This is a genomic window from Paraburkholderia sp. SUR17 (genome assembly GCF_029536165.1).
GTDB lineage: Bacteria > Pseudomonadota > Gammaproteobacteria > Burkholderiales > Burkholderiaceae > Paraburkholderia > Paraburkholderia kururiensis.
Window position 1 is genome coordinate 1,122,838 of the sequence record NZ_CP120509.1, and the last position, 17,488, is coordinate 1,140,325.

A 17,488-nucleotide genomic window follows, 5' to 3' on the forward strand; every position below is an offset into this window, starting at 1 on the left:
GGCCACGCGCGGCCTTGCGGGCGCTATCCGGCAAGCGCTTGCGGCTCCGTGAAAACACGCATTGCGATGCAGCTTGCGGCCGGCGTTTTGGCGGTATATACCGCTTCGATACCTGCGCCTTACGTACCCCAGAAGCCCATTCGAGGAGCTGCCGATGCCGTCCGTTGCCACCATTCCCGTGATCGACTTCGCCGGCGTGCGCGCGGGCGACGCCGCTGCGCTCGCGCGCGCCGGCCGCGAGATTTACGACGCGTGTAGGACGATCGGCTTCTTCTACATCGTGAATCACGGCGTGCCGCAGCACGTGATCGACGCCGCAGAAGAAGCGGCCCGCGCGTTCTTCGCGTTTCCGGTGGAAACGAAGCGGCGCGCGGCAGTCAACAAGCGGCACCGCGGCTTCAATTCGCTTGGGGACGCCACGATGTACCAGGCGACGCGCCCCGACTACAAGGAGTTCTTCAGCATCGGCCTGGAACTGCCCGAAGACGATCCCGACGTGCTCGCGGGCCAGGCCTTGCGCGGGCCGAACAACTGGCCCGACTTCATGCCGTCGCTGCAGCCGGTGCTCTATGGCTACTACGAAGCCGTCGCGCAGTGCGGCGCGGACCTGCTGCGCGCGGTGGCCGTGGGGCTCGGCATTGACGAACACTTCTTCGCCTCGCGCTATACGAAGCGGATGCAGCGCACGCAGATGGTCTATTACCCGCCCCAGCCGCCGCAGTCCGACGAAGACCAGTTCGGCGTCGCGCCGCACACGGACTACGGCTGCATCACGCTCTTATGGCAGGACCAGGTGGGCGGGCTTCAGGTGCGCGAGATCGCGAACGAAACGTGGGTCGATGCGCCGCCCATGGCGGGCAGCTTCGTGGTGAACGTGGGCGATCTGCTCGCGCGCTGGACCAACGACCGTTTCCGCTCCACGCTGCACCGCGTGATCAATGCATCGGGCCGCGAGCGCTATTCCATCGCGACCTTCTACGATCCCACGTACAGTGCGACGGTCGACCCGCGCGATCTGGGCACGTCGGCCGCCGAGGTGCGCTATCCGCCTGTGGCGGCGGGCGACTACATCCTTGGGCGCATCAACGATTCGATGGGCTATCGCAAAAAACTCGCGGCCCAGCAACAGCAACACCCAGGACAACAGGAGAAAACGGCATGACGGATTCGGGCGCGGGCGAGAGCGAGAGCGCTTCGCTTGCATCGACTCTCGCGGCGCTGCGCGAGGCCTTGGGCAACGACGCGGTGCGCACAGGCGACGAAATTGGCGAGCGTTCCATGACGGACTGGACGCATCACGCCCCGGCGCGTCCCGCGGCGCTGCTGCTGCCGCGCACGACCGATGACGTTTCGCGAGCGCTCGCCATCTGCAACGCTGCGCGTCAGCCCGTGGTGCCGCAAGGCGGCATGACGGGACTCGCGGCAGGCGCTGTGGCGCGCGCCACCGACATCGCGATTGCGCTCGACCGTCTCGCGGGCGTGGAAGAGATCGACCGCGCCGCGGCCACCCTGACCGTGCGCGCGGGCACGACGCTGCAGGCTGCGCAGGAAGCGGCCGAGGCGGCGGGCTTCGAGCTTGCGCTGGATCTCGGCGCACGCGGCTCGTGCCAGATCGGCGGCAACCTCGCGACGAATGCGGGCGGCAATCGCGTGATCCAGTCGGGCACGGCGCGCGAGCAGGTGCTGGGGCTCGAAGCCGTGCTCGCGAGCGGCGCCGTGCTGAGTTCGATGAACAAGATGGTGAAGAACAACACCGGCTACGACCTGAAGCAGCTCTTCATCGGCTCCGAAGGCACGCTCGGCATCATCACGCGCGCCGTGTTGCGCCTGCAGCCGCGACGTGCGGCGCGGCATACGGCGCTCGTCGCGCTCGAAAGCTACGATGCCGTGGTGAGTCTGCTGCGGCGGCTGTCGGCGCGGGTGGGCAACGACATCGGCGCATTCGAGATCATGTGGCCGGACTTCTTCGACTTCGGCGTCGCGCTCACGGCAAGCGCGCGCTCGCCGTTCGCCACGGCGCACCCGCTCTATGCGCTCGTGGAGCACACGAGCTTCGATGCGGCCGACGGCGGCGAGCGGTTCGCCACCCTGCTCGGCGAGGCGCTGGAAGACGGCGCCATTCGCGATGCCGTGATCGCGCAGACGGTGGCCGATGCCCGCGCGCTGTGGGCCATCCGCGAATGCACGGCGGAGTTTCCGTCGCGGCTCGATCCCGTCAACTTCGACGTGAGCCTGCCGATTGGCGACATCGGGCGCTTCGTCGATCATTGCCGCGCCGAGTTGGACCGCCGGTGGCCCGGCAATCGCTCGTATTTCTTCGGGCATATCGGCGACTCGAATCTGCACGTGACCGTGGACGGACACTCGGTGCCCGGCGTCTCGCATCACGACGTCTACGCGTTCGTCTACGCAATGCTCGCGCCGTATGGCGGCTCCGTTTCGGCGGAGCACGGCATCGGTTTGCTCAAGAGGGAGTTTCTGCCAGTGTCGCGCTCGCCCGAAGAACTGGCCGCAATGGCCGCGATCAAGCGCGCGCTCGATCCGAACGGGATTCTCAATCCGGGCAAGGTGATTTAGGCCGGCGCGCTGCGCGCCTTTCCCGCAAGCGCCACGCCGTTTTCGTTCAGCGAACCACAGTCAGCACGATCGCGCTGGCGCCCAGCACCCCGCCGCAGAGCGCGCAGGCCCACAGCAGCGCACGCGTGCGCCGATGTTCGCGCCGGATGTCCGCGGCAAGCCGCAGCCGCGTTTCACTGCGATCCGCGCGATGCTCGTGCTCCAGATAGCGCACGAGTAGCTGCGGCATGCGCGGCACCATATGCGCGAGGTGCGGCAGTTCGCGCGAGAGCCGTGTGATCCAGCCGCGATGGCCCAGATCGCGCCGCGCGATATCGGCCAGCACGCCGCGCGCAATGTTCCACGAATCGATCTCGGGATGAAGGGCACGCGCAAGCGTCTCGGCCTGGCTAAAGGCCCGCTGCGCGGTGACGAGCCGCGCGGGCACGGCGCCGTCGAATGGCTGCACAGCGTGCAGCAGATGGTGGAACGCCGCGCCCGCCGAACGGTCTTCGGGGGCGGCTGCGAAATGGGCCTCGCTGCGCGTGCGCAGTTCGGCTTCGAGCTGTTCCGTGCGCGTCTGAGCGGGCACGTGGCCGGCGGCCTGGTGGATCTGCGCAAGCCGTCCGTAATCCTGTTCGAAGAGCGCGGTGGCGCCGTGCACGAAGAAGTCGCGCTCCGGCGACGAGAGGCTCGACATCACGGCGAACTCGGCCAGCACGAGCCGCCCGCGGCTCTCGGGCTCCACGCTCACGCGCACGCGTCGTGCGTCGAGCGCCGCATGAAAGAAGCCGTGCTCGAACGCCTGCTGCGTCACGACCTCGATCAGATGCACGGCCACTTCGGCTACGTTCACGTGGTGCGCGTGCAGCGCTGCGATGTCGAGGGCCGGCACCGCTTCGACGTGCTGCACGACGAGCGTGCGCGCCGTGCACAGTTCCCAGATCACGTCGGGCACCACGAGCCGCGCGTCGCCTTCGAACTGTCGACCGGTCTGGCTGAGGCTGGCGGCCTGCTCGCGCAGATCGAAGCGGCGCTGAATATCTTGCGTGAACGACTCCGCGAGCGCCTGCGCGTTGAGCCGGCGAGCGGCGGCGAAGAAGCGTTCCATCCAGTGGGCGGCGCCGCGCAGCAACGCGGCTTCGTCGCCCACCTGTTCGACTTCGTGCGCGCGCAGCAGCTTGATGGCCACGGTGCGATGGCCGTTGACCGGCACGGCGAGCTGCGCGATGTGGGTCTGCTCGCAGAAGCCCGTGTGCACGGGCGTGAGATCGATCGCAGTGAAGAGGTCGGCGAGCGGGCGGCCGAAGGCGGTGTGCAGCGCGGCCTCGGTGGCGGCGGGGGCAAGCGGCTCTTCGAGATGTGCGACGGCGTCGAGCGCGTCGTGCAGCGTGCTCTGCGCCAGTTCGGGGTGCGCTGCAAGCGCCTCGGCGAATGCACCGGCGACCGGCGCGAGACGCGGCAGCGCAGCGGCGAGTCCCGGCGGCGCGTTGCCGGCCTCGTGCATGCCCGAGACAAGCGTGACGAACCAGTGGAGCTTGTGGTGCTCGGGCGCCGCGCGCCGGAGCAGGCGGGCGCCGTAACGCAAGGCACACAGGACGAGCAGGAAGCGACGGAACAGTGAACGCATGGAACGCACGGAATGCAGGAAAGCAGCGGAAGAGCGACGGTGCCGCCTGCAAGGCGGCGCGCGTGCGGGTCTTCGACACGCAATCGGAGCGTTGAGGGTAACAGGGAACGCAGTGGGGCGGGGCATCAGGGTTTGCGCTCAGGGCCGCATACAAGGGCGTAACCAGGGCGTCACCCGAGCGTAACCAAGGCGTAACCCCGGGCCTAACCACGAGCCTAACCGCGAGCGTCGCGAGGGCTGCGTTCCAGCAGGCTGGACGCTTTGGCGCAGGCCGCTCGCATGGGGCTTTTCATGCCGGGGCACGCATTCTGTCGCGCGGTTTCACGTAATACAATACGGCGGCTCAACCTTACCGCTGCTGCCCCGGGGCCCGGACAACGCGATGCTTGCAGAACAACGTCATCAATACATCCTTACGCAGGTCGCGAAGCACGGCGCACTCTCGGTGGCCGAACTGGTACGCGAGCTGAACGTCTCGCGCGAAACCATCCGGCGCGATCTCAATACCCTGGCCGGCCGCGGCCTGATCGTGACGACACACGGCGGCGCGCTTTCCAACGAGCGCCGCGAACCCGACCTCGACGTGCGCGAAGCGGCGAATGCCAGCGCGAAGCGCGCCATCGGTGAACGAGCGGCGCAACTGGTGCCCGACGGCGTGTCCGTCATCATCGATTCGGGCAGCACCACGCATGCGGTGGCGCGCGCGCTCACGGCGCACCACCGGCTCACCGTCTATACCAACGACTGGCGCATCGCGCTGCTGCTGGGCCGCCGCAACGACAATCGCGTGACGCTGCTGGGCGGCGAGCTTTCGGACAGCGAAGACGCCGCCTTCGGGCTCGACACAGTGCAGCAACTCGCGCAATACCACGCCGATTTCGCGTTCGTGGGCGCGGGCGGCATCACGACCGAAGGCTATCTGACCGACTATTCGCGGATGGTGGCCGAGGTGCGCAGCCGCATGCTGGGCGCGGCCGGCACGGCCATCGTGGTGGCGGACCATTCGAAGTTCGGCCGCGTCACGCCCGTGCGCATCAACGGCTTCGAGACCGTGCGTTACGTCGTGACCGAACTCGCGCCGGAGCGCGCCATCGCGAAGGCGATCACGGCGCGCGGCCCGGAAATCGTGGTCGCCTGATTACCTGACGTGCAGCCCAAGGGCCGCCACCGTGCGGCCGATCGCGGCGACGGCGTTGTGCATCTCGTTGGCGTCGATAGCGCCGATGCAGCCCACGCGGAACGTCTCCAGCTGCGTGAGCTTGCCGGGATAAAGGATGTAGCCGGCTTCGCGCACGGCGGCGTAGAAATCCGCGAAACGCCATGCCGGGTCGCGCGGCGCGTGGAACGTCACGATCACGGGCGCCTGCACTTCGCTCCGTAGAAACGGCTCGAAGCCCAGTTCCCTCATACCTTCTATCAGCACGGCGCAGTTGCGCGTGTAGCGCGCGCCGCGAGCGGGCTGGCCGCCTTCGGCCGCGAAGCGGTCGAGCGCATGGCGCAGCGCCGCAACCACGTGCGTGGGCGGCGTGAAGCGCCACTGCGATGTCTTCTGCAGGTAGACGTACTGATCGTGCAGATCCAGCGCGAGCGACGGCGAGCGCCCCGCACATTCCTCCAGCAGCGCGCGGCGCACGATCACGAAGCCCATGCCCGGCACGCCCTCCAGACATTTGCCGCTCGCTGAGATCAGGGCGTCGATGCCGCCGTCGCGCAGATCGATGGGCAGCGCGCCGAACGAACTCATCGCGTCCACGATCAGCCGCTTGCCGTGCCGCTTGCACACGGCAGCGATGGCTTCGAGCGGGTTCAGCAGCCCCGCGCTCGTTTCCAGATGCACGAGCGCGACGTGCGTGATGCGCGAGTCGCGGTTCAGCGCGTCTTCCACGGCGGCGGCCGTCGCGGGTTTGTCCTCGCCGAGCGGCAGCGCCACGTGGGCAATGCCCATGCGCTCCAGAATGCGCACGATGCGCGCGCAATAGGCGCCGTTGTCGGGCACCAGCACGCAGCCGTTGCGCGGCACGAGCGTGCCGATCGCGGCTTCCACGGAGAAGGTGCCGCTACCCTGCAGGGGCACGCAGACATAGTCATTTTCGCCGTGTACGATCTGCACGAGATCGGCGCAGACGCTTTGCGTGATGCGGTTGAAGGCCGCGTCCCAGGAGCCCCAGTCGCGCAGCATCGCCTCGCGCGTCGAGGGCGACGTGGTGAGCGGGCCGGGCGTGAGCAGGACGGGATCGTTTCCGAGAATCAACATGGCCTCCGGCGAAGGGATTGGACGGCAAAGAATGCGAACGGCAGGGGACACGAACGGGCGGCCCAGCGTCTCGATGATATGCACTTTATTGGCGGATTGTGTCATTTTATGGAAATTGATCCAATCGTCATGGCGCTGTCACGAAACACTGTGATTCTTGCCGTGCCCGGCAATACGGGGCTTTGAGGGCTTGAGCGGCGCACGCCGCGAAGCCCGCAAGCGCCTGCGCCCGGGTCGCGGCGCGCAGATTGTTTGCAATCTGCAATTCCTGCCACATCCGGGATACCGTCGGCCGGCGGCGCCGTCGTCCCAATCACAACTGCTACCGGGTTTGTCCGCATGCCGGGCGTCCCGTCTGATCTTTATGCCTTCGGAGAGCGACATGACAATGAAGCATCCCCTTCTCGCAAGCGCAGTCCGCAAGCTGGTGCCGCTGCTCGCGGCAGCGGCGGTGATGGAAGGTGCCGCGATGCCGGCCCACGCAGCCGACGCCGTCGTGCTGTACACGGCCGATGGGCTCGAAAATCTCTACCGCGACGTGCTGCCTGCCTTCGAGAAGAAGGAAGGCGTGAAGGTGAACATCGTGACGGCGGGCAGCGGCGAGGTGGTGAACCGCGCGACCATCGAAAAGGACGCGCCGAAGGCCGACGTGATCGTCACGCTGCCGCCGTTCATCCAGCAGGCGGCGCAGGGCGGCCTGCTGCAGAACTATCAGAGCGTGAACTACAAGAACGTGCCGGCCATCGCGAAGGCCTCGGACGGCGCGTGGGCCACGTTCGTCAACAACTACTTCTCGTTCGCGATCAACCCGGAAGTGGTGAAGACCCAGCCGAAGACGTTCGCGGACCTGCTGCACCCCGACTACAGCGGCAAGATTGCGTACTCGAACCCGGCCACGGCGGGCGACGGCATGGCGGTGATCATCCTCACCACGTCGCTGATGGGCGAGGACAAGGCGTTCGACTACCTGAAGAAGCTCGAACAAAGTGCGAAGTTCCATACCAAGGGCACAGGCTACCTCGACGTGCTGCTCTCGCGTAACGAGATCATGGTCGCGAACGGCGACCTCCAGATGGATCTGGATGACGCGGCGAACGGCGGTCTTTCGCTCAAGCCGGTGTTTCTTGCCGCCGAGTCGAACGGCCAGCCCACCACGTTCCAGTTGCCGTACGCGATCGGCCTGATCAAGAACGGCCCGAACCAGGCAGGCGGCAAGAAGCTGATCGACTATCTGATGTCGAAGGAAGTGCAGGCGAAGGTGCCCGACGTGTTCGGCATTCCGGCGCGCACCGACGTGCCGCTCGCGGGCAAGAACGGCGAAACCGTGAAGCAGTCGATTGCGGGCGTGAAGCTGATCCCCGTGGACTGGAACCAGGTCATGACGAAGAAGGCCGACTGGACCACGCGCTGGAAGAACGACGTGATCGGCAGCTCGGGCAAGCAGACGGAAGTCGTGAAGCCGAAGCAGTAAAGGTGGGTGGTGCGGCGGACGGGCAGGGGGCGTTTCAAGCGAGTTTCATGTGCGGCTTCGCACGGGGTTTCGTGTGAGCCTTGTGCGAAGTTCAGGTGAGCTTCGCGTGAACTTCAAGCCAGTCTTCGCCGCAGCGCTGCTGCCATGTTCTGAATCCCGGGCCTGTCGCGTTTGCCGCGTACAGGCTCGACGTCTGGAGGATGTAGCGGGTGACAACTGAGAGCACGGCGCAGGGCGCGGCGGCGCGTGCCGCTACGGCGGCTGTGGCCGCGTCGCCGCTGGCGGGCGAAGCGGGCCTCGATGTGCCTGCGGCGGCGGCCCGGCCCGCCGCTGGCGCGCAGTCAGGCGGGGTGGTTGGCGCGGCGGGTGTGGAGATCGAACATCTCACGGTGCGCTTCGGCTCGCGCACGGTGCTGGACGACCTGTCGCTCACCATCGAGCGCGGCGAACTGCTCACGGTGCTGGGCCGCAGCGGCTGCGGCAAGACGACGTTGCTGCGCTTCATCGCGGGCTTCATCGAAGCGGATGGCCTGACGGGCACGCTCACGGTGGCGGGTCACGATCTGACGCACGTGCCGCCGCATCGTCGCAATCTGGGGCTGCTGTTCCAGAGCTATGCGCTGTTTCCGCATCTCTCGGTGTTCGAAAACGTCGCGTTCGGCTTGCGGGCGCGGCGCATTGCGTCGAAGGAAATTGCGCGGCGCGTGGCCGATGCGCTCAAGCTCGTGCAGCTCGGCGATGCGGGTCACGTGATGCCCGCGCAGCTCTCGGGCGGCATGCAGCAGCGCGTGGCGCTCGCGCGTGCGCTCGTGATCGAGCCCGACGTGCTGCTGCTCGACGAGCCGCTGTCGGCGCTCGATGCGAACCTGCGCGCCTCGGTGCGCTCCGAACTCAAGGCGCTGCACGAGCGCCTGCCGAATCTCACGATCGTCTGCGTGACGCACGACCAGGACGACGCGCTCGTGCTGTCCGACCGCACGCTGCTCATGCGCGATGGCCGCATCGCGCAGCTCGGCACGCCGCAGGCGCTCTACGACACGCCCAACGACGCCTACGTCGCGCGCTACCTGGGGCCGGCCAATCTGCTGCCGCCGCACGTGGCTTTTGCATTGGGCGACGCGCGTTACGTCGAGCGCGACCGTCTTGCGTGCCTGCGTCCCGAGAGCCTGCGCATCGTGCCGCTTGGCGAAGGGCAGTTGCACGGCACGATTGCGTCCGTCGAATGGTATGGGCCGGTGCTTTCGGTTTCCGTCGCGCTGGACGCGTGGCCGGCCGAACCGGTGCTCGTGACGGCCCAGCGCGGCGTGGGCATGACACCGGAACGCGGCGCGCGCGTGTCACTGCGTTACGAGGCAGACGATGTCGTCCTTGTTCAATCCTGAAGCGGGTGCCGCGGGTTCGGCCGACGTGGCCAACGCGGTCGACGCCGCCAGCAACCGCCGGGCCGCGATGGCCGCCTCGCATGCAGCGGCGGTGCGGCGTCGCGAGCGGCTGGCGCAAGGGCATCTGCTGTTGCTGGCCGTGATCGTGCTGGGGCCGCTCGTGATCTATCCGCTCGTGCGGCTCGTGCTGCTGAGTCTCACGGGGCCGCACGGCCTGAGCCTGCACGCCTATGCCGCGTTCTTCCAGAATCCGGAGTCGCGCGGGGTGGTGGGCACGACGTTATGGGTGCTGTTCGCGAGCGCGAGCATTGCCTCGGTGCTGGGGGTGGCGCTCGCGGCCATCCTGTTCTTCAAGCCGTTCCCGGGCGCGCGGCTCGTGACGCGCTTCCTGGAACTCTTCGTGGCATTCCCGTCGTTTCTCGTCGCCTTCACGCTGATCTTTTTGTATGGCTCGCAGGGCTCCGTGAGCATCGGGCTGCAACGGCTGCTGCATCTGGATTCCGCGTCGTTCGATTTCCTGTTCGGCATTGGCGGCGTGATTCTGGCCGAGGTCGTGTTCTATTCGCCGTTCGTGGTGCGTCCGACGCTGGCGTCGTTCGCGCTGCTCGACATGCGGCTCGTCGAGGCGGCTCGCAGTCTCGGCGCGAACGGCTGGATGGTGGCCGCGCGCGTGGTGCTGCCGCTCGCGTGGCCCGGCATCGCGGCGGGCACCATTCTCTGCTTCCTGCTCACGCTCAACGAGTTCGGCATTCTGCTCGTGCTGGGCAGCGCGCATCTCGTGACGCTGCCGGTCGCCATCTACAGTTCCGCGACCGTGGATCTCGACCTGCCGATGGCCGCCGCCGGTGCGGTCGTGATGCTCGCGATGTCGCTGTCGCTCTACGCGCTGTACCGGCGCGTGAACCGACGCAAGCTGGGAGGAGCCGGCGATGGAAAGTGAGCGCATGAGCCGCGTGGACTCCGCCTTGCCGACCCCGGGGCCGGCCTCCTTGGCGCCCGCCGCGCTGCCGCCGCTGCACGGACGCGCGCGCGCCGTGCAGCGCAGCCTGCCCGCGCGCATCGCGGGCGGCGCGCTGCTCGCGCTCGCCGGGCTGCTGTGCTTCTGGCTTTTCGTGCTGCCCGTGATCGTGGTGGCGCTCTCGAGCGTCGCCGCGCACTGGTCCGGCACGATCCTCCCCGACGGCTTCAGTACGCGCTGGTTCGAGCGTCTTTCGTCGAGCGATTTCGATGCGGTGATGACGAGCCTCGAGATCGGCTTCGGTGTATCGGTGCTGGGTACGGCGCTCGGGCTGTGGCTCGCGCTGGCGCTCGAAGGCCGCGACCGGCGCGGTCTGGGCGCGGTGCTCGACACCGTCGCCATGATGCCCAACGGCGTGCCGAGCGTCGTGCTCGGGCTCGCGGTGCTGATCGCGTATCACAAGGCGCCGGTCGATCTGTCGAGTTCGGCGGCGATCGTCGTGCTAGTGCAGCTCGCGCTGGTGCTGCCGTTTTGTTATCGCTGTGCGGCGGCCGCGCTGCGGCCGGAACTCACCGTGCTGAGGGAGGCGGCGGCAAGCCTCGGTGCGCCGCCTTCGATGGTGCTGCGCCGCGTGGTGCTGCCGCAGCTGGTGCCGGCTATCCGCGCGAGTCTCGCGCTCGGTTTCGCGCTTTCGCTGGGCGAACTGGGCGCGACGCTCACGGTTTATCCGCCGGGATTCGCGACGGTGCCGATCGTCGTGGTGGGCCAGGTGGAGCGCGGCTACTACCTGCCGGCGTCGGCGCTCTCGCTGATTCTTTTGTTGGCCTCGCTCGCGGCGTTGTTGCTGATTGCCGCGCGCGCGCCGCGTCGCCGCATGGATTGATGCTGGTGTGTGTTTTTTCTCCACCGGCGCCGAGGCGGCTGCCGTGCCTGGGTCGCACGTGCGAAGGTGGCAAAATGTGTCGAAATGACTGAAAATATGCAATCCGATTCCGTCGACGTCATCGAGGTGGTGCGCAGGCATTCGCTCACGGCGCTCGTGCGCGACGAAATCGAGCGGCACATCGTGCAGAAGGCGCTCGCACCAGGCGAGAAGCTCACCGAAGCGGACTGGGCGGCGCGCCTCGGCGTATCGCGCGGTCCGGTTCGGGAAGCCTTCCGGGCGCTGGAGCAGGCGGGGCTCGTGCGCACCGAGAAGAATCGCGGCGTGTTCGTGCGCACCGTCTCGCTTGGCGAGGCCGACGAGATTTACGCCGTGCGCGTCGTGCTCGAAGAGGCGGCGTGCCGGATGTTGGCGGACCGCGTCGATGCCGCGCAGGTCGAGCGCCTGCGCCGTTGCGTCGAGACGATGCGCGAGGCGCTCGATGTGCACGATCACGACGCCTATGCGCGCGCCAATGTGGCGTTTCACGATGCCATCGTTGCGGGCGCGGGCAACGCGAAGCTGTATGAAACGTATCGGCGTCTCGTGGGCGAGCTGAGCCTGTTTCGCCGCGCAGCGCTCGCCGTGCGGGCCGATGCGATGGAACAGTCGCTCGCGGAACATCGCGAGATCTTGACAGCGCTCGCCTCGCGCGATGCCGAACGTGCCGCGGCGTTGATGCGCGCGCATGTCGAGGGCGGGCGGCGCCGGGCGCATGAGGCGTGCGAGGGGCAGGTGCGGAACGCAGGCGTCGCGGGCCGCGGTGGAATGGGTCGAATGTGATAGCCCGGGGCCAGAGCCTGGCGGGTGAAGTGGATTGCGAGCAGGGGAAACGAGCGTGCAAGGAAATACGAACGTGCAGGACACATCCGCGCGCAGCATCGGCGGCGACGTCGCGGTGAATGGCCGCGTCTATCGCGTCGGGCAACTGGCGTCGAAGCCAGTGGCGGTGATCTGCGTCGACGGCTGCGAGTACGACTATCTGGAAGCCGCGGTCGCGGCCGGCGCGGCGCCTTTCATCGGCCGCATGCTGAGAGAGGGGACGGCGGCGAAGGGCGACTGTGTGATTCCGTCGTTCACGAACCCCAACAACCTTTCGATCGTGTGCGGGGTGCCGCCGTCGGTGCACGGCATCTGCGGCAACTACTTTTGGGACCCGCAGGCGAACGGCGGCAAGGGCGCCGAGGTGATGATGAACGACCCGGCCTATCTGCGCGCCGGGACGATTCTCGCTGCGGCGGCCCGTGCGGGTGCGCGTGTGGCTGTCGTGACCGCGAAGGACAAACTGCGCCGTCTTTTGGGCTGGCAGCTCGAAGGCATCTGCTTCTCGGCGGAAAAGGCCGACGCGGCCACGCTGGAAGAAAACGGCATCGAGCACGTGCTGGAATTCGTCGGCCGGCCGGTGCCCGACGTGTACAGCGCCGAGCTCTCCGAATTCGTGTTCGCGGCAGGCGTGCGGCTCGCGCAGAGCGGGCAGGCCGACCTCATGTATCTCTCGACGACCGACTACGTGCAGCACAAGTGCGCCCCGGGCAGCGACGGCGCGAACGCGTTCTACGCGATGATGGACGGCTATCTTGCGACGCTCGATGCGCTCGGCTGGACCATTGGCCTCACGGCTGATCACGGCATGAACGCGAAGCACGACCGGGCGAGCGGCGAGCCGAACGTGATCTATCTGCAGGACGTGCTCGATGCGTGGCTCGGCGCGCGCGCATCACGCGTGATCCTGCCGATCACCGACCCGTATGTGGTGCATCACGGCGCGTTGGGGTCGTTTGCGACGGTGTATCTGCCGGCACAGGCGAATGCGGCCGAGGTGATGGCGCGCATGCGTTCGATCGATGGCATCGAGCTTGTGCTCGACAACGCGGCGGCGTGCGAGCGCTTCGAGTTGCCGCGCGATCGCGTCGGCGACGTCGTCGTGATTAGCCGGCAGGACGTCGTGCTCGGCACGCGGCGCGAAGAGCACGACCTCTCGGGGCTCACGGTGCCGCTGCGCTCGCACGGCGGCCTCTCCGAACAGACCGTGCCGCTCGTGTTCAACCGGCGCATCGAGGGTATCGAGCGCCTTTACGGCGGCCGGCGGCTGCGCAACTTCGACGTCTTCGACCTGGCGCTGAATCACGTGGAGGTGTCGTGAACAAGGTGGCGAACGAGGTGCGACGCGATCATCCGGCTCATCCGGCTCATCCGGCCTTTCGCGCCGAGACGCTGCGGCTCGCCGGCGCGCGCGTGGCGCGCGAACGCACGCTCGACGTGTTCGATCCGTACAGCGGGATGCGCGTCGGCACGGTGCCGCTTGCGAGCGTCGACGACGTGCGGGCTGCGTTCGACTACGCAGGCGCGTATCAGGCAAAGCTGACGCGCTATGAGCGCTCGCAGATTCTGGAACGTGCGGGCATGCTGCTGCGCGAGCGCGCCGAGGAAGCGTCGGATCTGATCTCGCTCGAATCGGGTCTCTCGAAGCAGGACTCGCGTTACGAGACAGGACGCGTGGCCGACGTGCTGAAGTTCGCCTCCATCGAGGCGCTGCGCGACGACGGCCAGAGCTTCTCGTGCGACCTCACCCCGCACGGCAAGTCGCGCCGCGTGTTCACGCAGCGCGAGCCGCTCGCGGGCGTCATTGTCGCGATCACGCCGTTCAACCATCCGATGAACCAGGTCGCGCACAAGGTGGCGCCCGCGGTCGCGACGAACAATCGCGTGCTGCTGAAGCCTTCGGAAAAGGTGCCGCTCTCGGCGCTGTGGTTTGCCGATCTGCTCTACGAAGCGGGGTTGCCTCCCCCGATGCTGCAGGTGCTGACCGGCGATCCACGCGAGATCGCCGACGAACTGATCACGCATCCGCTCGCGGAACTGGTGACGTTCACGGGCGGCGTGGCGATCGGCAAGTACATCGCGTCGAAGGCGGGCTACCGGCGCACGGTGCTGGAGCTGGGCGGCAACGATCCGCTGATCGTGCTCGACGACGCCGACCTCGAACGGGCGGCGACGCTGGCCGTACAGGGCTCGTATAAGAACTCGGGGCAGCGCTGCACGGCTGTGAAGCGAATGCTCGTACAGCGCAACGTGGCCGAGCGTTTCACCGAGCTTGTGGTCGAGAAGACGCGCGAATGGACGTATGGCGATCCGTTCGATCCATCCAGCCAGATGGGCACCGTGATCGACGAAGCGGCGGCGAAGTGCTTCGAGGTACGCGTCGACGAAGCCGTGGCACAGGGTGCGCGACTGCTCACCGGCAACCGGCGAGAGGGCGCGCTCTATGCGCCGACGGTGCTCGATCGTGTCGATCCGAGCATGACGCTCGTGCGCGAGGAGACGTTCGGGCCCGTGTCGCCTGTTATTACGTTTGACACCATCGACGACGCCATCCGGCTCAGCAACGGGACGGCGTTTGGGTTGTCCGCGGGAGTGTGTACGAACCGGCAGGACGCGATCGTGCGGTTCATCAACGAACTGCGCGTGGGCACTGTGAACGTGTGGGAAGTGCCGGGGTACCGCATCGAACTCACGCCGTTCGGCGGCATCAAGGACTCGGGGCTCGGATACAAGGAAGGCGTGCAGGAAGCGATGAAGAGCTTCACGAATCTGAAGACGTTTTCGTTACCTTGGGAGTAGGAAGACGTGGCATTGAATGTTGACGACGTCCGTACGCTGTTCGAGCAGTACGGGAGCATGTCCTATAGCGGTGAACCGGTGAGCCAGCTCGAACATGCACTGCAGAGTGGTGCGCTGGCGGAGCAGGAAGGCGCGAGCGAGGAACTGATCACTGCGGCGTTCCTGCACGACCTCGGGCATCTGTTGAACCAGCAGGGCGAAACGCCGACGGCGCGCGGCATCGACGACGTGCATCAGTACTTCGTGCTGCCGTTCCTGCGGCCGGTGCTGCCCGATAGCGTGCTGGAGCCCATTCGGCTGCATGTGGATGCGAAGCGGTATCTGTGTGCGAGCGATCGAACGTACTTCGATCGCCTGTCGGCCGATTCCAGGCGGAGCCTGCAATTGCAGGGCGGCGTGTTCGACGAAGAGGGCGTCGAAGCGTTTTTGCGCAAGCCGTTCGCTCAGGACGCGGTGCGGCTGCGCCACTGGGACGATCTGGCGAAGGAGCGGAACAGGGCCACGCCCGATATCGAACACTTCCTTGAGATAGTGCGGCGCGTGATGGACCGGCACGGAGATGTAGTTTCGCAGTGAACGTTAGAGCTTTTTGCGCAACCGGCTTCGGATGACGCCCGATTGCTTCGATTGCGGTACGAGCACCGCGTTCTTGAGGCTTCTTTTAGTTCGTCGGCAAGAGCCTAAAAAACTGCTTGCCACGGGCGCGGGAGGTGACTAGAATCTCGCTCTTTCGCGCTCCGGGAAGCGGGGCGCGGAGAGACGGGAAGGCCCGCGTGGCGTGGCATTCCGGGCGATGGTGGTGAAGTTGGCGGGTTGGGAAGCGGTAAAAAACCTGTTGACGGCTGACCCGGAAGTCTTCATAATCTCGTTTCTCTGCTGCTGATGCAGCGACGCAGGCGGTGCTGGAGGGAAGTGACTCTGGTGACGGTGCGAACGATCTTTAAAAACTTACAGCCGATAAGTGTGGGCGCTTGATGGCGGCGTGCCCCGGTGACGTTGTGTTGCCGGGCAAGCAAAGGTATCAAGAGTCTCACACGGTAAGGAATAGGAAGTGAAGCAATTCACGACCTGTCAGTACCGAGTTGAGCGACCTGTCCGGAGACGGACAGAGACAGTAACAGGTTTGAACTGAAGAGTTTGATCCTGGCTCAGATTGAACGCTGGCGGCATGCCTTACACATGCAAGTCGGACGGCAGCGCGGGCTTCGGCCTGGCGGCGAGTGGCGAACGGGTGAGTAATACATCGGAACGTATCCTGGAGTGGGGGATAGCCCGGCGAAAGCCGGATTAATACCGCATACGCTCTGAGGAGGAAAGCGGGGGACCTTCGGGCCTCGCGCTCAAGGGGCGGCCGATGGCGGATTAGGTAGTTGGTGGGGTAAAGGCCTACCAAGCCGACGATCCGTAGCTGGTCTGAGAGGACGACCAGCCACACTGGGACTGAGACACGGCCCAGACTCCTACGGGAGGCAGCAGTGGGGAATTTTGGACAATGGGGGCAACCCTGATCCAGCAATGCCGCGTGTGTGAAGAAGGCCTTCGGGTTGTAAAGCACTTTTGTCCGGAAAGAAATCATCGGGGCCAATACCCCTGGTGGATGACGGTACCGGAAGAATAAGCACCGGCTAACTACGTGCCAGCAGCCGCGGTAATACGTAGGGTGCGAGCGTTAATCGGAATTACTGGGCGTAAAGCGTGCGCAGGCGGTGCTGTAAGACCGATGTGAAATCCCCGGGCTTAACCTGGGAACTGCATTGGTGACTGCAGCGCTGGAGTATGGCAGAGGGGGGTGGAATTCCACGTGTAGCAGTGAAATGCGTAGAGATGTGGAGGAACACCGATGGCGAAGGCAGCCCCCTGGGCCAATACTGACGCTCATGCACGAAAGCGTGGGGAGCAAACAGGATTAGATACCCTGGTAGTCCACGCCCTAAACGATGTCAACTGGTTGTTGGGGATTCATTTCCTTAGTAACGTAGCTAACGCGTGAAGTTGACCGCCTGGGGAGTACGGTCGCAAGATTAAAACTCAAAGGAATTGACGGGGACCCGCACAAGCGGTGGATGATGTGGATTAATTCGATGCAACGCGAAAAACCTTACCTACCCTTGACATGTACGGAACCCTGGTGAGAGCCGGGGGTGCCCGAAAGGGAGCCGTAACACAGGTGCTGCATGGCTGTCGTCAGCTCGTGTCGTGAGATGTTGGGTTAAGTCCCGCAACGAGCGCAACCCTTGTCCCCAGTTGCTACGCAAGAGCACTCCGGGGAGACTGCCGGTGACAAACCGGAGGAAGGTGGGGATGACGTCAAGTCCTCATGGCCCTTATGGGTAGGGCTTCACACGTCATACAATGGTCGGAACAGAGGGTTGCGAAGCCGCGAGGTGGAGCCAATCCCAGAAAACCGATCGTAGTCCGGATTGCAGTCTGCAACTCGACTGCATGAAGCTGGAATCGCTAGTAATCGCGGATCAGCATGCCGCGGTGAATACGTTCCCGGGTCTTGTACACACCGCCCGTCACACCATGGGAGTGGGTTTTGCCAGAAGTGGCTAGTCTAACCGCAAGGAGGACGGTCACCACGGCAGGATTCATGACTGGGGTGAAGTCGTAACAAGGTAGCCGTATCGGAAGGTGCGGCTGGATCACCTCCTTTCCAGAGCAGCGCGTCCAAAGTCAGAGCGCTCACACTTG

Annotated in this window: 13 protein-coding genes and 1 rRNA gene; 12 read left to right on the plus strand and 2 right to left on the minus strand. The window is 65.9% G+C overall.

The features are described from left to right. The first annotated feature begins 154 nt into the window (after positions 1-154). Together P2869_RS22530 and P2869_RS22535 are read left to right on the plus strand one after the other, a co-directional pair. The gene (locus tag P2869_RS22530; protein WP_277599617.1) at positions 155-1,162 is read left to right on the plus strand and encodes a 2-oxoglutarate and iron-dependent oxygenase domain-containing protein; all 1,008 of its coding nucleotides are present in this window, start codon (positions 155-157) and stop codon (positions 1,160-1,162) included. Continuing rightward, positions 1,159-2,577 carry an FAD-binding oxidoreductase gene (locus P2869_RS22535; protein ID WP_277599618.1) on the plus strand — a complete coding sequence of 473 codons (1,419 nt, stop codon included), beginning with the start codon at positions 1,159-1,161 and terminating at the stop codon, positions 2,575-2,577. The genes P2869_RS22530 and P2869_RS22535 overlap by 4 nt, the downstream gene beginning before the upstream one ends. Positions 2,578-2,623: 46 nt before the next feature. Here the strand turns inward: P2869_RS22535 and P2869_RS22540 are convergent, their stop codons facing one another. Beyond that, complete coding sequence (locus P2869_RS22540) at positions 2,624-4,186, minus strand: AarF/UbiB family protein (protein WP_277599619.1); 1,563 nt, start codon at positions 4,184-4,186, stop codon at positions 2,624-2,626. 382 nt (positions 4,187-4,568) lie between these two features. On the opposite strand from P2869_RS22540, the gene P2869_RS22545 reads away from it, so the two are divergent. Then, positions 4,569-5,324 carry a DeoR/GlpR family DNA-binding transcription regulator gene (locus tag P2869_RS22545; RefSeq protein WP_017778314.1) on the plus strand — a complete coding sequence of 252 codons (756 nt, stop codon included), beginning with the start codon at positions 4,569-4,571 and terminating at the stop codon, positions 5,322-5,324. Here the strand turns inward: P2869_RS22545 and P2869_RS22550 are convergent, their stop codons facing one another. Further along, positions 5,325-6,434, minus strand: coding sequence for a 2-aminoethylphosphonate--pyruvate transaminase (locus tag P2869_RS22550; RefSeq protein ID WP_199541334.1), 1,110 nt, complete (start codon positions 6,432-6,434; stop codon positions 5,325-5,327). Positions 6,435-6,822: 388 nt separating this feature from the next. Between P2869_RS22550 and phnS the strand changes: the two genes are divergently transcribed. The 9 genes from phnS to P2869_RS22595 all read left to right on the plus strand — a co-directional run bounded on the left by phnS (position 6,823) and on the right by P2869_RS22595 (position 17,450). After that, positions 6,823-7,911: a 2-aminoethylphosphonate ABC transporter substrate-binding protein gene (gene phnS, locus P2869_RS22555; protein WP_126879417.1), complete on the plus strand. Its 1,089-nt coding sequence runs from the start codon at positions 6,823-6,825 to the stop codon at positions 7,909-7,911. 350 nt (positions 7,912-8,261) lie between these two features. After that, positions 8,262-9,293 (plus strand): 2-aminoethylphosphonate ABC transport system ATP-binding subunit PhnT, encoded by a 1,032-nt coding sequence (gene phnT / locus P2869_RS22560; protein WP_277599823.1) that lies wholly within the window; start codon positions 8,262-8,264, stop codon positions 9,291-9,293. Next, positions 9,271-10,233: a 2-aminoethylphosphonate ABC transporter permease subunit gene (locus tag P2869_RS22565; protein WP_277599620.1), complete on the plus strand. Its 963-nt coding sequence runs from the start codon at positions 9,271-9,273 to the stop codon at positions 10,231-10,233. The genes phnT and P2869_RS22565 overlap by 23 nt, the downstream gene beginning before the upstream one ends. 4 nt (positions 10,234-10,237) lie before the next feature. Next, entirely contained in the window at positions 10,238-11,134 is an 897-nt protein-coding gene (gene phnV / locus P2869_RS22570) for a 2-aminoethylphosphonate ABC transport system, membrane component PhnV (protein WP_277599824.1), read from the plus strand. An 84-nt stretch (positions 11,135-11,218) separates the two neighbouring features. After that, positions 11,219-11,956, plus strand: a complete 738-nt coding sequence (locus P2869_RS22575) for a phosphonate utilization associated transcriptional regulator (protein WP_277599621.1) — start codon at positions 11,219-11,221, stop codon at positions 11,954-11,956. 73 nt (positions 11,957-12,029) lie between these two features. Then, on the plus strand, positions 12,030-13,316 hold the full coding sequence (gene phnA / locus P2869_RS22580) for a phosphonoacetate hydrolase (RefSeq protein ID WP_277599623.1): 1,287 nt from the start codon (positions 12,030-12,032) through the stop codon (positions 13,314-13,316). After that, complete coding sequence (phnY, locus tag P2869_RS22585) at positions 13,313-14,794, plus strand: phosphonoacetaldehyde dehydrogenase (RefSeq protein WP_277599624.1); 1,482 nt, start codon at positions 13,313-13,315, stop codon at positions 14,792-14,794. The genes phnA and phnY overlap by 4 nt, the downstream gene beginning before the upstream one ends. Positions 14,795-14,800: 6 nt before the next feature. Next, complete coding sequence (locus P2869_RS22590) at positions 14,801-15,370, plus strand: phosphonate degradation HD-domain oxygenase (RefSeq protein WP_277599625.1); 570 nt, start codon at positions 14,801-14,803, stop codon at positions 15,368-15,370. 549 nt (positions 15,371-15,919) lie between these two features. Next, positions 15,920-17,450: ribosomal RNA gene (locus P2869_RS22595) — 16S ribosomal RNA — on the plus strand. The last annotated feature ends 38 nt before the right edge of the window (positions 17,451-17,488 follow it).

Coding starts and splice junctions, on each gene's coding strand:
- P2869_RS22530 (WP_277599617.1), top strand. CDS start 155: ATGCCGTCCGTTGCCACCATTCCCGTGATCGACTTCGCCGGCGTGCGC.
- P2869_RS22535 (WP_277599618.1), top strand. CDS start 1,159: ATGACGGATTCGGGCGCGGGCGAGAGCGAGAGCGCTTCGCTTGCATCG.
- P2869_RS22540 (WP_277599619.1), bottom strand. CDS start 4,186: ATGCGTTCACTGTTCCGTCGCTTCCTGCTCGTCCTGTGTGCCTTGCGT.
- P2869_RS22545 (WP_017778314.1), top strand. CDS start 4,569: ATGCTTGCAGAACAACGTCATCAATACATCCTTACGCAGGTCGCGAAG.
- phnS (WP_126879417.1), top strand. CDS start 6,823: ATGACAATGAAGCATCCCCTTCTCGCAAGCGCAGTCCGCAAGCTGGTG.
- P2869_RS22565 (WP_277599620.1), top strand. CDS start 9,271: ATGTCGTCCTTGTTCAATCCTGAAGCGGGTGCCGCGGGTTCGGCCGAC.
- phnV (WP_277599824.1), top strand. CDS start 10,238: ATGAGCCGCGTGGACTCCGCCTTGCCGACCCCGGGGCCGGCCTCCTTG.
- P2869_RS22575 (WP_277599621.1), top strand. CDS start 11,219: ATGACTGAAAATATGCAATCCGATTCCGTCGACGTCATCGAGGTGGTG.